The following is an 18,863-nucleotide window of genomic DNA, read 5'->3' as shown; positions in this document are numbered from 1 at the left end:
TCCCGGCGCCCCTATGCGGTGCGCACTCCCAGCAGATCCCAAGACCGGAGATTCCGTTGCCCATTGACCAGAAGCACCCGTACGACCCGCGGGACCCGCACCACCGGACGGACCCGCACGACCACACGGACCCGCACGAATCCGAGCCGTCCGCGGCCGCCGTCCAGCTGAACCACACGGCCGTCTACGCCAGCGACCGGCACCGCTCCGCCGAGTTCCTCGCCACCGTCCTGGGCCTGCGGGTCGGCAACCCGCTGGGGCCGTTCCTGCCCGTCGACCTCGGCAACGGCGTGACGCTCGACTACTACGAGAAGCGGGACGAGCCGATCCAGTCGCAGCACTACGCCTTCCTCGTGCCAGAAGGGCGGTTCGACGGCATGATCGCCCGGCTGGAGGCGAACGGCGTCACCTACTACGCCGACCCCCACCACACCCAACCCGGCGGCATAAACGGCCTGTTCGGCGGCCGGGGCGCCTACTTCGAGGACCCGGACGGCCACAACATGGAGATCATGACCCGGCCGTACGTGCGCCCGTAGCGGCCGCACGGTGTTTCCGTGCCGTCTCGCACACGGCACGGACACCCGCACGCGGCCGGCCGGGCCTGCCGTCAGAGGTTGATCATGTGGCCTGCGAGTCCGTGCAGGGCGTCCTGGACGGCCTCGCTCAGCGTCGGATGGGCGTGGACGTTCCTGGCGAGTTCGGTCACCGTGAGGTCCCACTTCTGAGCCAGCGTCAGCTCGGGCAGCAGCTCGGTCACGTCCGGTCCGATCAGGTGGCCGCCGAGGAGTTCGCCGTAGCGGGCGTCGCTCACCAGTTTCACGAACCCGACCGTGTCGCCGAAGCCGTGGGCCTTGGCGTTGGCCGTGAAGGGGAACTTCGCCACGCGCACGTCGAAGCCCTCGGCGCGGGCCTCGGCCTCGGTCCAGCCGAAGCTGGCGATCTGCGGCTGGCAGAACGTGGCGCGCGGGATCATGCGGTAGTCCAGCTCCATGGTCTCCGCGCCGGCGATGCTCTCCGCGGCGACGATGCCCATCGCCTCGGCGGTGTGCGCCAGCATCAGCTTCGCGGTGACATCGCCGATGGCGTAGATGTGCGGCTGGCTGGTCCGGCAGTACCCGTCGACGTCGATGGCACCGCGCTCGGTGAGCCGTACTCCGGTGCTGTTCAGTCCGTAGCCGGCCGTGCGCGGCTGGAAGCCGGTGGCCTGCAGGACCTTCTCCGCCTCCAGGACCTGCTCCGCATCACCCTGGCGGACCGTCACCCGGACGTTCGCCTCGGTCTCCTCGATGGCCCGCACCGCCGTCGAGGTCATCACACGGATGCCCTGCCGTTTGAAGCGCCTGGTGAGTTCGGCGGAGACCTCCTCGTCCTCCAGTGGTGCGATCCGGTCGAGGAACTCCACCAGGGTGACCTCGACACCGTAGGACCGCAGCAGATAGGCGAACTCGACGCCGATGGCGCCCGCCCCCGCGATGATCAGGCTCGACGGGAGGCTGTCGGAGAGGATCTGCTCCTCGTAGGTGACCACGCGCCGGCCCAGCGCCGTGCCCGGCAGCAGTTTCACGGTCGAGCCGGTCGCGATGATGCAGGAGCGGAAGGAGAGTGTCGTCTCGTCGTCCCGCATGCGCACCTGCAGGGTGTGGGGGTCGAGGAAGGTGCCCTGCCCCTCGAACTGCTCGATCTTGTTCTTGCGCATGAGATAGCCGACGCCCTTGACGCGTCCGTCGGCGACCACGCGGCTGCGTTCGTAGGCGGCGCGGTAGTCCAGGTCCACCTCGCCGCTGATCTTCACGCCGAACTTCTCCGCGTCGTGCAGGATCAGCTGGGCGACCTCGGCGTTGCGCAGCAGCGCCTTCGCCGGGATACAGCCGATGTTCAGACAGACACCGCCCCAGAACCGGCCCTCCACGATGGCGGTGCGCAGGCCCAGCTGGGCGGCACGGATCGCGGCCACATACCCGCCCGGCCCGGCGCCCAGGACGACGACATCGAAGTCGGTTTGCATGGCTCCACCTCACCATCGGGTTGAGTCGGTCTGCTGACTCCACCGTCGCACGGTCAGGCGGTCGGGCTGATGAGATCGAGCGGCCCGGACAGTGCGGCGCGGACCTGGCGGGCCGTGTCGTCGACCAGTACCTCGGGCTCGTCACGGGCGATGGCGTCCATGGTCCGCGCCGCCACCTCGGCCGGGTCGGTCTTCGGCACGTCGATCTCCGCGGTGGCGTCGGTGTCCACCCAGCCGACGTGCACGCCGACGACCAGGGTCCCCTGCTCCCGCAGGGCGAGACGCAACGCGTTGGTCAGCGACCACTGCGCGGACTTCGACGCAGCGTAACTGGGGAACCGGCTGTTCGGCCGCCAGGAGGCCACGGAAAGCATGTTCACCAGGGCTCCGCCTCCGTTGGCGGCGAGGACCGGCGCGAAGGCCCGGGAGACGGCCCAGGTGCCGAGGTAGTTCACCTCCAGCTCCCGCCGCGCGCCGTCCAGGGAGCCCTCCAAGAGGGCCGGCCCGGCCTGGATGCCCGCATTGTTGATCACGATGGTCGCATCGGACGCCGTCCGCGCGGCGTCCGCGACCTGGTCGTGGTCGGTGACGTCGAGGCGCAGCGGCTCCAGGCCAGGCTCGGTGAAGTCCTCAGGCCGGCGGACGCCCGCGTACACCTTGGCGGCGCCCCGGGCCAACAGCGCACGCGAGAACGCCAGCCCGATCCCCCGGTTCGCACCGGTCACCACCGCGACCGATCCTTCGATCTTCATCGTCGGACACCTCGTTTCCGGGTTCGCTGCCGTCGAGTGGGAAACCGCGGAATCCCGGCCCGGGTCCGCCACGAGCGTCACGGGGGCCGCAAGGACCCGTCATGACCAGTCAAAGCGCACGGGGCATCGCTGTCCACGCGGCCCGTGTGCGGTCGGTCGGCGGGGTGCTGATGGCTCAGGTCGCCGTCAGCTGAGTTTCTTCATGAGACTCGCTATCGTAAGGCTATGAAACGGACGTCGTTCGCCAAGTGGCCATGCTCCATCGCACGGACCGTCGATCTGCTGGGTGACCACTGGACGCCGCTGGTGGTGCGGGAGGCGTTCTACGGGATCCGTCGCTTCGACGAGTTCCAGCGGGAACTGGGCATCGCCCGCAACACGTTGACCGACCGGCTGCGCCACCTGGTGGACGAGCGGATCCTGGAGAAGCGGCTGTACGAGGCCGAGCCGCCGCGTTACGACTACGTCCTCACGGAGAAAGGGCGGGACCTGTTCGCCGTGCTCGCCGCGATGTCCGCGTGGGGCGACCGCTGGCTGGCCGGGGAGCGGGGGGTCCCCGTGGTGTTCCATCACGACGCGTGCGGCCACGACACCGGTGCCGAGGTGGTCTGCTCCCAGTGCCGGACACCGCTGCGGGCCGAGGAGACCTCGATGCGGATGGGGCCCGGATATCCCGAGCGGCTCAAACAGCGGGCGGACGTACTGCGGCGGTTCGACGCCGGCTGAGCACGGCGCGGTCCCTTGACAGAGAGAGTTTCACGAAGCAACTCTAGAGGTCAGACCCTTGACGGCGGAGGAGGCCGACGACCTTGGAGTGGACGGGCGCGCGCTACGCGGACAAACCCACGATCGAGGTGCGGACCTGGATCGACGCCCCACCGGAGAAGGTGTGGGCCCTGGTCAGCGACATCGAGCTGATGCCGGACATGAGCGAGGAACTCCGGTCCGCCACCTGGCTGGACGGCGCCACCGGGCCGGCGGTGGGCGCCAGGTTCGTCGGCCGCAGTCAGCACGAGGCGCTCGGCAAGTGGGAGACCACGTCCCATGTGATCGAGTGCGAACCGGGGTCGGTCCTCGCCTGGGCCGTGCAGGACCCCGCCGAACCCTCCGCGGTCTGGCGGTTCCGGCTGCGCCCGGAGAACGGCGGGACCGAACTGTCGGAGTGGATGCAGCTGGGACCGGGGCGCTCGGGACTGTCCGTGGCGATCGACCGGATGCCCGACAAGGAACAGAAGATCGTGTTCGTACGGCTGCGGGAGTTCGAGCGCGGCATCACCGCCACCCTCGCGCAGATCAAGCAGCGGGCGGAGGCATGATGCGGACGGCCACCACGGTCGAGGCCTCGGGCGGCGAACACTGGCCGCAGCAGGGCGACTTCGTCGTCGAGGCGGAGAAACTGGGTCTGGACATCTGCTGGGTCGCCGAGGCCTGGGGCTCCGACGCACCCTCCGCACTCGGCTACTACGCGGCACTCACCGACCGGATGCTGCTCGGCTCCGGCGTCATGCAGTTGGGCACCCGGACCCCGACAGCGGTGGCCCAGACGGCCATCACCCTCTCCAACCTGTCCGGCGGGCGCTTCCTGCTCGGCCTCGGCGCCTCCGGCCCGCAGGTGATCGAGGGGCTGCACGGTGTGCCCTTCGCCCGGCCGCTGCGGCGCATGCGCGAGACGGTTGAGATCGTGCGGCGGGTACTCGACGGCGGCCGACTCGCCTACTCCGGCACCGAGTTCACCGTCCCGCTGCCCGGCGGCGAGGCCGTCCCGATGCGGCTGTCGATGCGCGCCGAGCACGAGATCCCCGTCTATCTCGCCGCCCTTTCCCCGGCCATGCTGCGGCTGACCGGTGAGGTCGCCGACGGCTGGCTGGGCACCAGCTTCGTGCCCGAGGGCGCGGCCGACGCCTACTTCACCCACCTCGACGAGGGCCTGGCCCGCAGCGGTCGCACCCGCGCGGACCTGGACGTCTGCCAGGGCGCCGAGGTCGCCTTCGCACCCGACGAGGAGGCGCTCGGCGCGATGGTCGCCGGACGCAAGAAGGAACTCGCCTTCAGCCTCGGCGGCATGGGATCGGCGTCCACCAACTTCTACAACGGCGCCTACAGCCGCCAGGGCTGGGCCGAGGTCGCCGCCGAGGTCCACGAGCGCTGGCAGGCCGGCGACCGGGACGGCGCGGCCGCCCTGGTGACCGACGAGATGGTGCTCGGTACGACACTGATCGGCACGGAGTCCATGGTGCGCGAGCGGCTGACCGTCTGGCGCGACGCCGGCGTCGACACGGTCCGGCTGTATCCGGCCGGGGGGACCCTGGAGGACCGGCTCACCACACTGGGGAGGGCGATCGAGCTGGTCCACGAGGTCGGCGGGGCCGCCTGAGCAGGCAGGACCCTTCGGCGTCGGCACATCTGGTGGTGACGGCGGCCCGGATGCCGACGGCAGCTGTCCGGCCCCGGGCCGCCGACGCGCCCTCTGCCCGGTCCTCGGGCAGGATGAGCTGTGGAAGCGAGCGACCGAACGGCCGCGCCGTGACGGCGTCGACACGTTCTGGAGGTTCATCATGAAGGATCTGCCCCCGCCGCCCACCCCCGTCCTGGAGCCGGCGGCCAAGGAGCTCACCGAGGCCACGGCACCCCACCCCCGGATCTACGAGGTGCCGCCCGAGCAGGGCCGGGACATCCTCGCCGGACTGCAGGCCGGCGAAGGCGTGCCCAAACCGCCGATCGACGAGAGCTGGGCCGACGTCGACGCCGGTGAATGGGGAACCGTCCGCACCCGTATCGTCAAACCCGCGGGCGCCACCGGACCGCTCCCGGTGATCTTCTTCATCCACGGCGCCGGCTGGGTCTTCGGCGACGAGCAAACCCATGACCGCCTCGTCCGGGAACTGGCCGTGGGCGCCCAGGCCGCGGCCGTCTTCCCCGTGTACGACCGGGCGCCCGAGGCCCGCTACCCCACCCAGATCGAGCAGAACTTCGCCGTCGCCCAGTGGGTCGTGGCCCAGGGTGCCGAGCACGGTCTCGACGCGTCGCGCATGGTCGTCTGCGGCGACTCGGTCGGCGGCTGTATGTCGGCGGTTCTCGCCCAGATGGCCAAGGACCGCGGCGGCGTCCCGCTCGCCGGGCAGATCCTGCTCTACCCGGTCACCGACGCCAACTTCGACACGGCGTCCTACCTGCAGTTTGCCGAGGGCTACTACCTCACCCGGGACGGCATGATGTGGTTCTGGGACCAGTACACGAGCGACGAGGCCCAGCGCAAGGAGCGCTACGCGTCCCCGCTGCGCGCCTCCCTCGACGACCTCAAGGGACTGCCACCGGCCCTGGTGATCACCGACGAGGCCGATGTCCTGCGCGACGAGGGCGAGGCGTACGCCCGCCGTCTCCTGGAAGCCGGTGTCCCCGTCACCGCCACCCGCGTCCTGGGCATCGTGCACGACTTCATGATGCTCGACAGCCTCCGCGACTGTTACGCCACCAATCTCGCGCGCCGCATCGCCGTCGGCGTCATCAAGGAGGCCCTGCACGGCAGTTGACCAGCCCTCGCCGCATGGTCGGAGGTCCTCACACAGAGGGCCTGCGACTGTTGTGTCCAGGTTTCGATTGAGCACGATCCGTCGACCGACATACAGGGAACCAAGGTCGGCACGGCGGTGTGGGACGCGGGCTCCACCGCCGCGCAGTGCGGCGGACGTACGCAACCTGGAGAAGCAGCGGACGCCCGTGAACTACGCGACCTTCCAGACCGGCACGGTCACCGGCACCACCGGCGCCACGAGCGCGCACATGGGCACCTGGCAGATCGCCTACTCCATCCCCGGGATCCGTGACTGGATCATGAAGCAGTCTCTGTGACCCGACGCACGCGGTGCCCGCCGGCAGACGGCCGACGGGCACCTCGGCGTTTGCGGTGCCGGAATACGTACGCCGCACCTGCAATGGCGCCCCGGCGCCGCTGGTCCGGCTCCACGGTGCGATCGCCACGGTCGTGGCGATGCGCATCGACGACGGCCGGACTTGTGGCAGGGTCAGTCCCAGACCAGGTTGAGGGAGCGTTCGAAGTTGACGTATCCCGCGCGGGCGAAGGACTTTGCCATGGGGACGTTGCCGAGGTCCGTCGATGCCCTTATCCGGTCGACACCTTCGGCGGCCAGGATGCGGGTACCCTCGGCGAGGATCTCGTCGATGTAGCCATTGCCGCGGTGTGCGGGCAGGACACCGATGTACGCGATGATCGGGTGGTAGCTGTTGCGGGCCGGGACCACGAAGCCCACCGGAGCGCCCCCGCCGGGGAGTTCGGCGATGCGCCACCACTCGTGCGGGCTCCTGAACCCGGCAAACTCTCCGTCGTAGTGTCGTTCCGCCGCTTCGCGCGGGCTCAGTCCGGATGACAGGTCCGCCTGGCCGTGGGCGTCGAGGGTGCCCTCCATGACCGGGGTCATCAGGCCGAGGAGGTCCTCACGGTGGGCCACCGGGCGGAAGACGAGACGCCTCCTGGGCTCCGGGAGCAGGGACGCCGGGGTCCACTGCAGCCGCAGCCGCTCGACCAGCAGCCGTGCGCCGGTGCTCTCCAGCACGCGCGTGCGGGATTCGACCACCTCGCGCGCCACGGGGTCCTCGTGCCAGTCGGGCGGGACGAAGCGGCAGTACTCCGGCAGCTTCGCCCCAGCCGGGAAGACGGTCGCCGTCGCCGTTTCGAACAGCCGCAGGCCGATCTCGTCGCGGTCGGCCCGGGGCAGCGTGTCGTCGATGTCGAAGAAGTCGAACTGCAGCGGGACGTCACCGCCCGGGGCCGTCCACCAGGCGAGCCGGGCGAGCAGGCGGTCGCCGTCCAGGGCCACCCATGACCACTCGGGGCGGCGGCGACCGCCGGCGAAGTCCCCGGTCAGTTCGTGGTCGAGGACGTAGGAGAGCCGGCAGAAGAGATCGATCTCCTCGGGACCGGTGAGAGGTCGGTAGCTCACCGACGTCGGTTTCAAGTCAGCTCCTGTGAAGGGATACAGCGCTCCGGGCCCGGTGTGTCGTGCTGGTCAGGCACGCCGGGTGTCCGGACAGAGGGCGTCGCGGGCCGCATGGCGCTCAGGCCGATTCGAGTATCGGACGGATTTCCAGCGCCTCCGGGGTGGGGAAGCCGCAGGCCAGTTCGACGGCCTCGGCGTGGTCGGCAACTTCCAGTACGAACCAGCCGCCGAGGGTCTCCTCGCCGCTGTGCACGGGCCCCTCGGTCACCACTGCGGGCCCGTCCGCCGTCTTGCGCACAGTGACGGTGCCTCGGTGCTCGGTGTCGAGGGCGTCTCCGCCGACCAGTTTGCCCGCTGCCGCGAGTTCACCGATCCAGGTCTGGTATGCCTTCCGGTAGCCGTCGCGGTCGGCCTGGATCCGGGCGCGTGACGCATGCGTCTCGAAGATCACGAGGGCGTATTTCATGAGGCGTTCCTCTCGTCGGTGTTCTTGGTGGTTCTGGTGGTGTCCGGTTCGATGCGGGCCAGTGCGCCCACCTCCAGGGCCGTCCACAGGGCACCGTCCGGGCCCACTGTGATGCCGTGCGGCTCGGAGGCCGGGGTGGGCAGGTCATGGACTGCGACCGTGCCGTCCGAGGTGACCGAGCCGACGCGGTTGCCGCCCCACTCGGTGAACCACGCCGTGCCGTGGGCGTCGGTGGTGACGGCGTGCGGCCGGGCGGAACGGTCGGGCAACGGGTACTCGGTGATCTGGCCGCCCGGTGCCATCCGGCCGATCTGACCGGCCGCGATCTCGGTGAACCAGACACTTCCGTCCGGGCCCACGGCGATACCCACCGGCGCGGCCGCCTCGGTGGGCAGCTCGTGCACCGTGATGCGACCGTTCATGCCGATACGGCCGATGGCGTTGGCCTGGTTCATCGTGAACCACATCGCGTCCCCGGCAGCGGCGATCGCGGAGGGGAACGCTCCGGTGAGCGGCAGCGGATACTCCGTGGCCGCTCCGTCGGTGGTGAGGCGGCCGATGCGGTCGGCGGCGGTCTCGGTGAACCACAGCGCGCCGTCCGGCCCTGCGGCGATGCCGAAAGGCCCGCACTCCGCGGTCGGCAGCGTGAACCCGGTCACCCGGCCGGCCAGCGTGATCCGCCCGATCCGGTGCGCCCGGTACTCCGTGAACCACAACGCGCCGTCCGGCCCGTTGCTGATGGCTGTCGGGCCGCTGTCCGGGGCGAGTTGATGACTCGTCGGCTCCTGTCCCGGGTTCAGCCGGCCGATCCTGCCGCTGTGCACCATGGTGAACCACAGCGCGCCGTCCGGGCCGGTGGTGATCGCGTACGGACCGCTGTCGCGACCGGACACCGCATACTCCTCGATGGCCGGGCGCGTCACTGCTGCTGCCCCAGACCTTCGGCGGCGGCGATGCGCTCGATGTCCTGCGGGGATCCGGCCATGATGGTCCGGGCGTGCGCGGTCACCAGTTCAACGGGCCAGTCCCACCAGGCGGCGCGCGCGAGCCGTTCGATGTCGCTGTCGCCGAAGCGCTGTCTGATCGTCCGGGCCGGGTTTCCGCCCACGATGGTGTACGGCGGCACGTCGGCGGTGACCACCGCTCCGGCCGCGATCACTGCGCCGTCGCCGATCCGAAGCCCCGGCATCAGGGTGGCTCCGTATCCGAACCACACGTCGTTGCCGACCACCGTGTCCCCGCGGCTGGGCATGCCGGTCACGAGGTCGAGGGTCTGCTCGGCCCACTCCCCGCCGAACATGGCGAAGGGGAAGGTGGACACCCCCATCGACGGGTGGTCCGCGCCGGCCATCAGGAACCGGGTGCCCGTCGCGATCGCGCAGTACTTGCCGATGATCAGCCGTTCCGCACCGTAGGCGTACAGCACATTTCGCTGCGTGAAGTCGGTCGCCCCGTCGGGGTCGTCATAGTAGGTGAAGTCACCCACCACGACGTTTGTACCGTCAACCAGTGGCTTGAGGAAGACGACCCGCTCGTGGGCGGGCAGGGGATGGACGGTGCTCGGGTCAGGTGTCACGCGGCGATCTCCGTGGGGGTTCGTACTCGGCGGGCGAGCGCAGGGCGGCGCGGTCTCGCGCCCGATGAGGTACGCGCCTCCCGGACCGTCGGCCGAATGGAGCGGGCCGGTCCTGCCGCCTCGCGCCGGCTCATGTCACCAGCGGGAAGCCTCCCGGCCTGGCCCCATCATGCATACCGGGGCAGCCCAGGAGCAACGGCCGATCTTGTTATGGTCGTTAACCCAGAGGTTCACGACTCCGGGGACCAGAACGGAATCGGGGGACAGGATGGAACTGCGGGACATAGAGATCTTCCTGACGCTCGCGGAGGAGCTCCACTTCGGCCGCAGCGCCGAACGCCTGCATGTCTCCCCGGCCCGTGTCAGCCAGGCGATCAAGAAACAGGAACGCGCCATCGGCGCCCAACTCTTCGAGCGCACCAGCCACCACGTGCGGATTACCCCCGTCGGAGAGGTGTTGCTCCAGCGACTGAAGCCGGCATATGAGGACATCCAGAACGCCATAGCTGAGGTGACCACCGTCGACCGCCACGCGGCCGGCACGCTGACAGTGGGGGTCATGGGCGCACAGATGCACGACATGGCCCGGCTCCTGACCCGCTTCCGGACCCGGCACCCGTCCGTCGAACGCCGTTTCCGGGAAGTGTTCTTCAGCGATCCGTTCGGAGCATTGCGGGCCGGCGAGGTTGACGCGGTGACCACTTGGCTGCCGGTTCGCGAGCCGGACCTGACCGTCGGCGTGGTGCTGCGCGAGGAACCTCTCAACCTGATGGTGTGCGCGGATCATCCGCTTGCCCGGCAGGAGTCGGTGAGCATGGAGGTGCTCGGCGATCACATCGTGCCGCGCCTGAATGGCCCCATACCCGCCTACTGGGAGGCCGCCGTCCTGCCGGTCCGCACTCCGGCCGGACGCCCCGTCCGTCGCGGCCCGGCCGTCACCACCTTCTACGAGATCCTTGCACTCGTCGCGGCAGGCGACGCAGTCTGCACCGTCCCCGACGAGGGGCGGCGTTACAACGCGCAGACCGACGTCGTCTATCTCCCCCTCCACGATGCCCCGCCCGTCCAGTGGGCCCTGATCTGGCGCACGGACCGAGCGACCCCGCTGGTACGGGCACTCTCCCAGGCGGCGTCTGACTACGGGGACTCAACCCCGCGTCAGAGAAGAGCGCGAAGCCGAGCCGAGTGGCCCCGGACTTGTTCCGTACCGTCTTCGTGTCATCTTCGAGCAGCGTCCAGACCTCGATCGGGTCTGACCAATCCGTTCTTCATTGCTTGCACGGCTGGACGCGAATCCGGTCCGGCTGTGGATCCGCAGTGTTTCGCTATCCTCCGGCCAGGGGCAGGTAAATCGATCTAGTGGCAGCGAACGGGAGCACCGTCTACGCCTTGCCGTTCAAGCCGGACAACGACGTCAGCCGGTAGGCGCGGACGACTCCGGGCTCCGGGCTCCGGGCTCCGGGCTCCGGCGACACGGGACGTCGCGCCCGGGACCGGCGCCTCAGGGCTCCACGGCCGTCGCGCGTACTCCGTTCAGCAGGCCGGTCAGGATACGGGTCAGCCGAGGTTCGACGTCGACCACCGCATGCGCCAACTCGGAGTGGGTTTCATAGAGTTCGCGAAGGCCGGTGCCGGGTGCGGCCATCTGCCACAGCGCCCCGGCCATGCCCGTGGCCGTGGCGATCACGTCCACGGCCGCGCCCTCGCCGATCCCGAGCAGGCCGCGCAGCACGGTGGCGATCGAGGCGACCTCGGCGAGGGCGATCGTCTTGAACTCGTAGGCCGAGTCGAGCGACACATTGCGCTCCAGGTTCAGCGGCGCCTGGGCGAGCAGGTCGCAGAAGAACGGCCGCGCCACAAGCGACCGGGCGATGGCCGCGGCGATCTCGTCATGGCCGGCTCCGGTGAGCTCGCCCAGGCGCGCGCGCAGCGCCGCCGACCACTCCTGCCAGCCCTCGCCGGTGAGTGTCAGGAAGATCTGCTCCCGTGTCTCGAAGTACCGCAGCATCGCGGATTTGTGCATGCCGACGGCGGCGGCGATGTCGGTCAGCGTGACCTCACGCACGCTGCGCCCGGTACCGAGCGATCGGGCGGCGTCGAGGATCTCCCGCTCACGCTGTTGCTTGGCCGCCGCACTGCGGGCGCGCCGGGGTCCGGTCGAACTCACGGCCGGAAGCTTAGCACAACCCGGTTGCATTAATTGCGCAACGCCTGCTCCGCCCATGCCTGCGAGCCGACCGGCCGACCCCTGCCGGGACTCACCGGCCGAGCCGCCAACACCGATCGCCCCGCTCGCCGTTAAAGGAAAGACAGAGAGCCTGTCGCAGATCTCCCGCGGAATTGTCCGTGATCGGTAACGGACGGATCCGGTGCCCGCCGCCTTCCGTCCTGACGGGTGCGAGATAACGCAACTACAAGAATCGGGGCGGACGATGGCACGGCGCGGCGGACGAGGATGGTACGGCCAGGTGGCCGCGGCGGCGACGGGGGTCACAGCGGTGGCCGTGGCCGCATCGCTGTGGACCGCGCAGGCCGGTCCCGTCAACGAGAGTGCGGGAACCGGGACTTCGTCGCACCGCGCCGTGCCCGGCGCCGGCCGGAAGGCGGCCGCGGTGTCGGTGGAGATCGCGCACGCCTCGGACCGGGGCGCCCGGGGCGTGAACATCACCATCGACGACGGGCCGGACCCGGTCTGGACGCCGCAGGTGCTCCAGGTGCTCAAGGAGTACGGCGCCAAGGCCACGTTCTGCATGATCGGCCCGCAGGCGCAGGCGCATCCGGACCTGGTCAAGGCTGTGGTGGCGGCCGGGCACCGGCTGTGCGACCACACGGTGTCCCACGACGTCAGCATGGACCACGAGTCCGAGGCCTACCAGTCCCAGCAGATCCTCGACGCGGAACGCATGATCACCGAGGCGTCGGGGGGTGTACGGCCGGTCTACTACCGCGCACCCGGCGGCGCCTTCACCCCGTACAGCAGAAAGCTCGCCGCTTCCCACGGCATGCGGCCGCTCGGCTGGAACGTCGACTCGAAGGACTTCGAACGCCCCGGCACTGCCGCCATCGTCGCCACCGTCAAGGACGAGATGCCCAACGGCCCGACCATCCTCTTCCACGACGCCGGCGGCGACCGCTCGGAGACCGTGGCCGCGCTGCGCGAGGTGCTGCCCTGGCTCAAGGAAGAGGGGTATGCGTTCGGCTTCCCGGTGCGGTGAGCCGGGCCGCGCCAGCCGGGTAAATGTTGCGGACCGCCCGGGGGTGGCCGCATATGGGTGGTGTACGCGGTGCGGCGGCGGGGCCGGCTGCCCTGGGCCAGCGGGAGGTGTACATGTCGGGGCGGGCACCACGCTGGGTGACGTGGTTGCGGCGCAAGGACCCGGACCTCGCGGCGACCCGGCGGGCCGGGCGTACGGCGCTGGTGATGCCCGCCCTGTTCGCCCTGTGCACCGAGGTGTTCCACTCCCCGACGATGGCGAGTTTCGCCGCGTTCGGATCGTTCTCGATGCTGCTACTGGTCGACTACTCCGGTCCGATGGTGGAACGGCTGCGGGCGCAGGCGGCTCTCGCGGTGGCGTGGCTGGTGCTGATCTGCGTCGGGACAGTGGCGGCCGTGGAGCTCTGGCTCGCCGTACTGGCCACGGTCGTGGTCGGCTTCGTGGTCCTGTTCTCCGGTGTGGTCAGCTCCGTCCTGGCCGGCAGCGCGACGGCGCTTCTGCTGGCCTTCGTGCTGCCGGTCAGCGCACCGGTCCCGCTGTCCGAGCTGCCCGACCGCCTCGCGGGGGCGGGCCTGGCGGCGGCGTTGGCGCTGCCGGCCGTCGCCCTGTTGTGGCCGCGTCCCGTCGCCGATCCGCTCAGCGCCCCGGCGGCCGCCGTCTGTCACGCCGCCGCAGGGTATCTGCGCACCCGCGCCTCCGTGCCGGGCCCGGACGGGGCGGTGCCCGACGCCGAGCGGTGCGCGGCGGCCGCGGAGCACACCGCCCGTACCGGCGCGGACCTGCGGGAAGCCTTCGAGGCCACCCCCTATCGCCCCACCGGCCTGTCCGCGACCTCACGTGCCCTGGTCCGGCTGGTCGACGAACTCACCTGGCTGTGCGCCGTCCTCGTCGACCGGTCCGACTACACCGACGAGCCTCCCGGCTGTGATCCGGCCGCGCACAGTGTGCGCCGCGCCGCCGCTCACGTCCTGGAGGCGGCCTGCGACCTGCTCACGGACCTGGGCGGCGACACCGGCCCGCTGCGGACCCGCGCCGAGCGGTTGCGGGCGGCCCTGACCGGCATGGAGCACAGCTCCACCGTCCGTGTGCCCGCCGAACACCCGGGTGGGAGCAGCACGGCCGAGGTCTACGGGTTCATCGCCACGCTCGACGTGTCCTTCCGCGCCCAGGAGCTCGGCTTCGACGTGCTGCAGATCGCCGGCAACGTGGACGTGGCGGCCACCGCCTGGCAGCGCAGCTGGCGGGAGCGGCTGCTCGGGCGTGAGCCTGGCGCGATGGCCGCGCCGCTGGCCTCCGCATGGGAACGGGCCGCCGCCCATCTCAGGGCCGACTCGGTGTGGCTGCACAACAGCCTGCGCGGCGCCGCCGGCCTCGGCATCGCCGTGCTCCTGGCCGGTGTGACCGGCGTGGGGCACTCGTTCTGGGTCCTGCTGGGCACTCTGTCCGTGCTGCGCTCCAACGCGCTCAGCACCGGGCAGAACGCCGCTCGGGCCGTCCTCGGCACGGTGGTCGGCTCCGTCGTCGGGGCTGGGCTGCTGCATCTCATCGGCCATCACGGCACCGCGCTGTGGTTCGTGCTCCCCGTGGCCATCCTGCTCGCCGGTATCGCGCCCGCCGCCATCTCCTTCGCCGCCGGGCAGGCCGCGTTCACCGTCACGCTGGTGGTGCTGTTCAACGTCGGCCGCGACCCCAACTGGCACATCGCCCTGCTGCGGGTCCAGGACATCGCGTTGGGGTGCGCGGTCAGCATCCTGGTCGCCGTGTTCTTCTGGCCGCGCGGCGCCCGGGCCGCCGTCCACAAGGCGCTCGCCCAGGCGTACGACGACAGCGCCCGCTACCTCGGAGTCGCCGTCGACTACGCCCTGGGCCATCGCCACCCCGCCGACCCCGATCCGCAGAGCCGTGCGGCGGCGGCCTCCGCCCGCCGCCTCGACGACGCGTTCCGCAGCTTCCTGGCCGAACGCGGCGCCAAGCCACTGTCGCTGGCGGGCACGACGTCCCTCGTCTCGGGAGTCGTCGGGCTGCGGCTGGCCGCCGACGCCGTCGTCTCCCTGTGGCAGGGTGAGGATCTGGCGCGCGTCCAGGCCGTGCGGGCCGACGCCCACCGTGCCGTCCTCAGGTCGGCGGCCCTTGTCACCGACTGGTATCAAGGGCTCGCGGCGAGTCTCGGCGACCGCTCGCCCGTCCCCGACGTCGTCCCGCTGCACCCCGAGGGTGCCGCGCGGCTTGTGGAGTCCGTCCGCACCGAACTCACCGACGGTCAGGGCCGGGCCACCCCCGTCGCGGTCCGGATCATCTGGACCGACGACCACGTCGACGCGGCCCGCCGCCTCCAGCCCGGCCTCGCGGACGCGGCGAGGAGGCAGGCGGGCGCACGCCACAGCTGGACCCGTACGAGGTCCACCGGCTGAGCACGGCGAAGGACCGCACCGGCGGTTCAAGCCCCCGTGCCGCTGAGGTTGGGGTGTCCACGGGTTCAGCTCACGGTGCGCCGGATCCGCCCCGCCTACCGCCTCCCGGTTCCGCAGGCCGCGCCGCCGCCAGGGAGTGCGAGGAGGACGTCGCCGGGGGCGGCCGCGTTGCTCCCGCGCGGCCTCGGCCGCGGTGACCGTCACGGGGCTTGTGGTGCGGCCCGTGCGTCTGATTGGGTACCGCCCGGCGGAACGGGAGCAACCGACGTGGACCAGGCGGCACGGCAGGACGTCCGAGGGGCGCTGCCCGATGGGCTCGGGCAGGCGATACGGCAGGCCGGCGACGACATCGCGGCCGTGCTGGACGGCGTGGCCGACACGGGTGTCGCCGTGCCGGGGTCGGAGTGGACGGTCGGCGAGGCGGCCGCCCATCTGGCGCTGGCCAACGAGCTGATGGCCGACCTCGCCCTCGGGAGGGAACGCCCTTACGGGGACGGCACACCGCGGAGCCTCGCGGCGGCCAACGCGGAGTCGCTGGCCGCGTTCGGGGAGCGCCGGGCCGAGCCGCTCGCGGCGATGATCACCGAGCAGGCCGCGCGCTGCGTCGACGCGCTGGCCACGGCGGCGGACGGTCCGGCGCCGACCACCCCGCTCGGCCCGATGGACCGGTCCGTCCTCGCCTCCTATCTGCTCACGCACATGCTGGGCCACGGCTACGATCTCGCTCGCGCGCTGCGGCGTCCGCACATGATCGACGCCGAACGGGTCGAGCTGTGCATGCCGTTCATGCTCTCGGTGATGCCGGCCGTGGCGGACGGTTCGGCCGTCGCCGGAGTGACCGCCCGCTACACGGTCCGGCTGCGCGGTGGCGGCGGGGCCTTCGGGGTCACGCTCGCCGACGGTGCCGTCCGGGTGGTTCCGCAACCGCAGGACCGCCCGGACTGCACGATCCTCATCGATCCGGTCGCCTTCCTGCTCATCGCCCTCGGCCGCCGCAACCCGTGGTTCGCCATGGCCCGCGGACAGGTACTCGCCACGGGCCGCAAACCCTGGCTCGCACCACGCTTCCCCAGCCTCTTCGTCGCCCCCTGACGCGCCCCGCCGGAGCCCCCCGGCCGCCCGGCGAAACGCCAGGGACGTCCGAGTCCGGATCCGGCAGGGCCTAGGCTGAGGGCCCTGCACGGCCATGGGGCGCAAGGGAAGCGGGAAGGGCGACCGGGAATGCCGCTGAGCACCGGGGAATCGGGGTCCGCCGGATCCGTCGGCGGCTACACGCTCGTCGACAGGCTCGGCAGTGGGGGGATGGGCGTCGTCTATCTCGCGCACTCGCCCTCGGGACGGCAGGTCGCCGTCAAGGTCGTCCACGCGCAGTACGCACTGGACGACGAGTTCCGCACCCGTTTCAAGCAGGAGGTCGCGGCGGCCCGCCGGGTGAGCGGCGCATTCACCGCGCCCGTGGTCGACGCCGACCCCGACGCCGATCAGCCGTGGATGGCCACACTGTACGTGCCCGGGCGCACGCTGGCCGAAGCCGTCGCGAAGGACGGCCCGTTGGGCGGCCGCGAGCTGCGCACACTGGGACTGGGGCTGGTCGAGGCGCTGCGGGACATCCACCAGGCCGGGGTGGTGCACCGGGACCTGAAGCCCAGCAATGTGCTGATGGCCGAGGACGGGCCGCGGGTCATCGACTTCGGCATCTCCCGGGCGGCCGACAACGAACTCCTCACCGTGACCGGCCGGTTGATCGGCACCCCGCCGTTCATGTCCCCGGAGCAGTTCACGGCACCGCGTGACGTCACGGCGGCCTCGGACGTGTTCTCGCTGGGCTCGCTCCTGGTGTACGCGTCGACGGGCAACCGTCCCTTCGACGGCGGCAGCCCGTATCTGACGGGCTATCAGGTGATGTACGAGGCACCGGCCCTCGACGGGGTCCCGCGGCCGCTGCGCGACATCGCCGAGCGGTGCCTGGCCAAGGATCCGGCGGTCCGGCCCCAACTGGCCGAACTTCAGAGGCTGCTGGCGACCCTGCCGGACTCCGGGACGGCGCCCCCGGTGCCCGGCCCGCGGCTCTCGCGCGAGACCGACACCACGGCGGTCCCCGTCCGCAGACGCCGGCACCCCCTCGCCGTCCTCGGTGCGGTCCTCGCCGTGACCGCCGTGTCCGTGACCGTGTACCACGTGGCGTCGCACTCGGGCACCCCCGCCAAGACCCCCGCTGCCCACCGGAGTTCCGCCGCGCTCTCCCCCGCGCTGCCCACCGGCTACCGGCCCTGGCGGGCGAGCCTCCTGAAGACCGTGCGCGGCGGCTCCGCGCCCCGCTTCCTCGACAGCACGCAGAGCGGCTGCGTCTCCGATGCCTCCTCGCTGTACTGTGCGGGGACCGGCTTCACCACCGCCCGGATCGACGCCGCCACCGGACGCGTGGCGTGGCGGTACGGCGCCAACCTCCAGACCACGCTGGCCGCCGGCGCACGCGACGGCATCCTCTACACATACGACAAGAAGAACTCGGACGCCACGTTCTACCCCCAGCGGGTGGTCGCCCTCGACCCCGGCAACCGCAGGCAGCTGTGGTCGACCGATGTCGACACCGGCCAGGACCACCCCGCCCAGCTCTTCAAGGGCGGGGTTCTCGTGCTGCCCAACGACAGGTCGCATCTGGCCGCCTTCGACGCCCGTACCGGCCGGCCCCTGTGGCAGACCCCGGCGAGCTCCACGTCCGGCACCGCCTGCGACCCGGCGGTCGTGGACGGTGTGCCGTACGGGCTGTGCTCGGACGAGGCCGATCCCACCCACGGTTCGATGAGCGTCCTGCGCCTCGACCCGGGAGACGGCACCGCCCGTGAACTCGCCACCGTGCCCGCGCTGTCGCGGCCGCTGGGCAGCGTGGCCGGGCAGTTGCTCTTCGCGGTGCAGAGGCCGGCCGGGGACGGCTACGAGTCGACCGACCTGCAGAACCTGCCGTACACGGGCCTGATCCGGGTGGACCCGGCCACCGGCGCCGTCGTCAAGGTCCCCTTCGGGAGCGTCCGGCGCGGCACGATCACCCTCGCCGACGGCGTCGTGTACATCGTGGGGCCCGACGGCACGGTCACCGCGCTGCGTTCGGGCGACGGCAGCCAGGTGTGGCAGCGGGAGACGCAGATCGAGAACCTGTCCAAGCCGGTGTACTCGTCGACGTACGACGAGCTGTACTTCGTCAACCGTTACGGCCGGCTGCTCGCCCTCGACCGGCGTACCGGCGCCGAGCGCTGGAGCACGGCCAAGGTGGACAACCCCGGGCCCTCCGCCGAGACCACCGTGCCGAGCCTGCTGCTGGTGCGGGACGCGATCGTGGCCCAGGTCGGCGACATCGTCTTCTCGGTCCGCCCGGACCGTCCCGCGCAGGCCGCCTCCGCCGGCTGACCCGGCGTACGCCCAGGCACCCCCGTCCGGTCTAACGCCGCTCGGCCAGAAGAGGCGAGCGGGCGTGACCGATGT

The 18,863-nt window shown here is 71.2% G+C and carries 18 protein-coding genes; 11 read left to right on the top strand and 7 right to left on the bottom strand.

The features are described from left to right. Positions 1–167: 167 nt before the first annotated feature. On the top strand, positions 168–539 hold the full coding sequence (locus tag ABZ396_RS21620; RefSeq protein ID WP_358920595.1) for a VOC family protein: 372 nt from the start codon (positions 168–170) through the stop codon (positions 537–539). A gap of 71 nt (positions 540–610) precedes the next feature. Here ABZ396_RS21620 and lpdA read toward each other — a convergent pair whose 3' ends face one another. Then, complete coding sequence (lpdA, locus tag ABZ396_RS21615; protein WP_358920553.1) at positions 611–2,008, bottom strand: dihydrolipoyl dehydrogenase; 1,398 nt, start codon at positions 2,006–2,008, stop codon at positions 611–613. A gap of 53 nt (positions 2,009–2,061) precedes the next feature. After that, positions 2,062–2,760: an SDR family oxidoreductase gene (locus ABZ396_RS21610; RefSeq protein ID WP_358920551.1), complete on the bottom strand. Its 699-nt coding sequence runs from the start codon at positions 2,758–2,760 to the stop codon at positions 2,062–2,064. A gap of 225 nt (positions 2,761–2,985) precedes the next feature. On the opposite strand from ABZ396_RS21610, the gene ABZ396_RS21605 reads away from it, so the two are divergent. From ABZ396_RS21605 to ABZ396_RS21585, 5 genes are all read left to right on the top strand, one after another. Then, positions 2,986–3,486 (top strand): helix-turn-helix domain-containing protein, encoded by a 501-nt coding sequence (locus ABZ396_RS21605; protein ID WP_358920549.1) that lies wholly within the window; start codon positions 2,986–2,988, stop codon positions 3,484–3,486. 83 nt (positions 3,487–3,569) lie between these two features. Next, positions 3,570–4,076, top strand: coding sequence for an SRPBCC family protein (locus tag ABZ396_RS21600; RefSeq protein WP_358920547.1), 507 nt, complete (start codon positions 3,570–3,572; stop codon positions 4,074–4,076). After that, complete coding sequence (locus ABZ396_RS21595) at positions 4,076–5,134, top strand: LLM class flavin-dependent oxidoreductase (RefSeq protein ID WP_358920545.1); 1,059 nt, start codon at positions 4,076–4,078, stop codon at positions 5,132–5,134. The genes ABZ396_RS21600 and ABZ396_RS21595 overlap by 1 nt, the downstream gene beginning before the upstream one ends. A gap of 181 nt (positions 5,135–5,315) precedes the next feature. Beyond that, positions 5,316–6,290, top strand: coding sequence for an alpha/beta hydrolase (locus tag ABZ396_RS21590; RefSeq protein ID WP_358920543.1), 975 nt, complete (start codon positions 5,316–5,318; stop codon positions 6,288–6,290). A 187-nt stretch (positions 6,291–6,477) separates the two neighbouring features. Further along, positions 6,478–6,609: a hypothetical protein gene (locus ABZ396_RS21585; protein ID WP_358920541.1), complete on the top strand. Its 132-nt coding sequence runs from the start codon at positions 6,478–6,480 to the stop codon at positions 6,607–6,609. 173 nt (positions 6,610–6,782) lie between these two features. Here the strand turns inward: ABZ396_RS21585 and ABZ396_RS21580 are convergent, their stop codons facing one another. From ABZ396_RS21580 to ABZ396_RS21565, 4 genes are all read right to left on the bottom strand, one after another. Further along, positions 6,783–7,718, bottom strand: a complete 936-nt coding sequence (locus ABZ396_RS21580) for a GNAT family N-acetyltransferase (protein WP_358920539.1) — start codon at positions 7,716–7,718, stop codon at positions 6,783–6,785. Between the two features lie 115 nt (positions 7,719–7,833). Continuing rightward, positions 7,834–8,181: a YciI family protein gene (locus tag ABZ396_RS21575; RefSeq protein ID WP_358920537.1), complete on the bottom strand. Its 348-nt coding sequence runs from the start codon at positions 8,179–8,181 to the stop codon at positions 7,834–7,836. Continuing rightward, entirely contained in the window at positions 8,178–9,074 is an 897-nt protein-coding gene (locus ABZ396_RS21570) for a virginiamycin B lyase (protein WP_358920536.1), read from the bottom strand. Before ABZ396_RS21570 ends, ABZ396_RS21575 begins: the two co-directional genes overlap by 4 nt. A 26-nt stretch (positions 9,075–9,100) precedes the next feature. Beyond that, a complete protein-coding gene (locus ABZ396_RS21565; protein ID WP_358920534.1) occupies positions 9,101–9,757 on the bottom strand; it encodes a CatB-related O-acetyltransferase in 657 nt (218 codons plus the stop codon). A gap of 268 nt (positions 9,758–10,025) precedes the next feature. Between ABZ396_RS21565 and ABZ396_RS21560 the strand changes: the two genes are divergently transcribed. Then, on the top strand, positions 10,026–11,117 hold the full coding sequence (locus tag ABZ396_RS21560; protein ID WP_358920532.1) for a LysR family transcriptional regulator: 1,092 nt from the start codon (positions 10,026–10,028) through the stop codon (positions 11,115–11,117). Between the two features lie 141 nt (positions 11,118–11,258). Here ABZ396_RS21560 and ABZ396_RS21555 read toward each other — a convergent pair whose 3' ends face one another. Continuing rightward, entirely contained in the window at positions 11,259–11,954 is a 696-nt protein-coding gene (locus tag ABZ396_RS21555) for a TetR family transcriptional regulator (protein ID WP_358920593.1), read from the bottom strand. Between the two features lie 235 nt (positions 11,955–12,189). Between ABZ396_RS21555 and ABZ396_RS21550 the strand changes: the two genes are divergently transcribed. From ABZ396_RS21550 to ABZ396_RS21535, 4 genes are all read left to right on the top strand, one after another. Beyond that, positions 12,190–12,972, top strand: coding sequence for a polysaccharide deacetylase family protein (locus ABZ396_RS21550; protein WP_358920530.1), 783 nt, complete (start codon positions 12,190–12,192; stop codon positions 12,970–12,972). 53 nt (positions 12,973–13,025) lie between these two features. Next, positions 13,026–15,383, top strand: a complete 2,358-nt coding sequence (locus ABZ396_RS21545; protein ID WP_358920528.1) for an FUSC family protein — start codon at positions 13,026–13,028, stop codon at positions 15,381–15,383. Between the two features lie 267 nt (positions 15,384–15,650). Continuing rightward, complete coding sequence (locus ABZ396_RS21540) at positions 15,651–16,475, top strand: maleylpyruvate isomerase family mycothiol-dependent enzyme (protein ID WP_358920526.1); 825 nt, start codon at positions 15,651–15,653, stop codon at positions 16,473–16,475. 129 nt (positions 16,476–16,604) lie between these two features. Then, positions 16,605–18,788, top strand: coding sequence for a PQQ-binding-like beta-propeller repeat protein (locus tag ABZ396_RS21535; protein WP_358920524.1), 2,184 nt, complete (start codon positions 16,605–16,607; stop codon positions 18,786–18,788). The last annotated feature ends 75 nt before the right edge of the window (positions 18,789–18,863 follow it).

Source organism: Streptomyces sp. NPDC005866 (assembly GCF_040629895.1).
Lineage (GTDB): Bacteria > Actinomycetota > Actinomycetes > Streptomycetales > Streptomycetaceae > Streptomyces.
This window is presented reverse-complemented; position numbering and strand designations above follow the sequence as displayed.

Excerpts from the sequence above, each read along its gene's own strand:
- lpdA (WP_358920553.1), bottom strand. The coding sequence starts at position 2,008 with ATGCAAACCGACTTCGATGTCGTCGTCCTGGGCGCCGGGCCGGGCGGG.
- ABZ396_RS21610 (WP_358920551.1), bottom strand. The coding sequence starts at position 2,760 with ATGAAGATCGAAGGATCGGTCGCGGTGGTGACCGGTGCGAACCGGGGG.
- ABZ396_RS21605 (WP_358920549.1), top strand. The coding sequence starts at position 2,986 with ATGAAACGGACGTCGTTCGCCAAGTGGCCATGCTCCATCGCACGGACC.
- ABZ396_RS21595 (WP_358920545.1), top strand. The coding sequence starts at position 4,076 with ATGCGGACGGCCACCACGGTCGAGGCCTCGGGCGGCGAACACTGGCCG.
- ABZ396_RS21590 (WP_358920543.1), top strand. The coding sequence starts at position 5,316 with ATGAAGGATCTGCCCCCGCCGCCCACCCCCGTCCTGGAGCCGGCGGCC.
- ABZ396_RS21575 (WP_358920537.1), bottom strand. The coding sequence starts at position 8,181 with ATGAAATACGCCCTCGTGATCTTCGAGACGCATGCGTCACGCGCCCGG.
- ABZ396_RS21560 (WP_358920532.1), top strand. The coding sequence starts at position 10,026 with ATGGAACTGCGGGACATAGAGATCTTCCTGACGCTCGCGGAGGAGCTC.
- ABZ396_RS21555 (WP_358920593.1), bottom strand. The coding sequence starts at position 11,954 with ATGCAACCGGGTTGTGCTAAGCTTCCGGCCGTGAGTTCGACCGGACCC.
- ABZ396_RS21550 (WP_358920530.1), top strand. The coding sequence starts at position 12,190 with ATGGCACGGCGCGGCGGACGAGGATGGTACGGCCAGGTGGCCGCGGCG.
- ABZ396_RS21545 (WP_358920528.1), top strand. The coding sequence starts at position 13,026 with ATGGGTGGTGTACGCGGTGCGGCGGCGGGGCCGGCTGCCCTGGGCCAG.
- ABZ396_RS21535 (WP_358920524.1), top strand. The coding sequence starts at position 16,605 with ATGCCGCTGAGCACCGGGGAATCGGGGTCCGCCGGATCCGTCGGCGGC.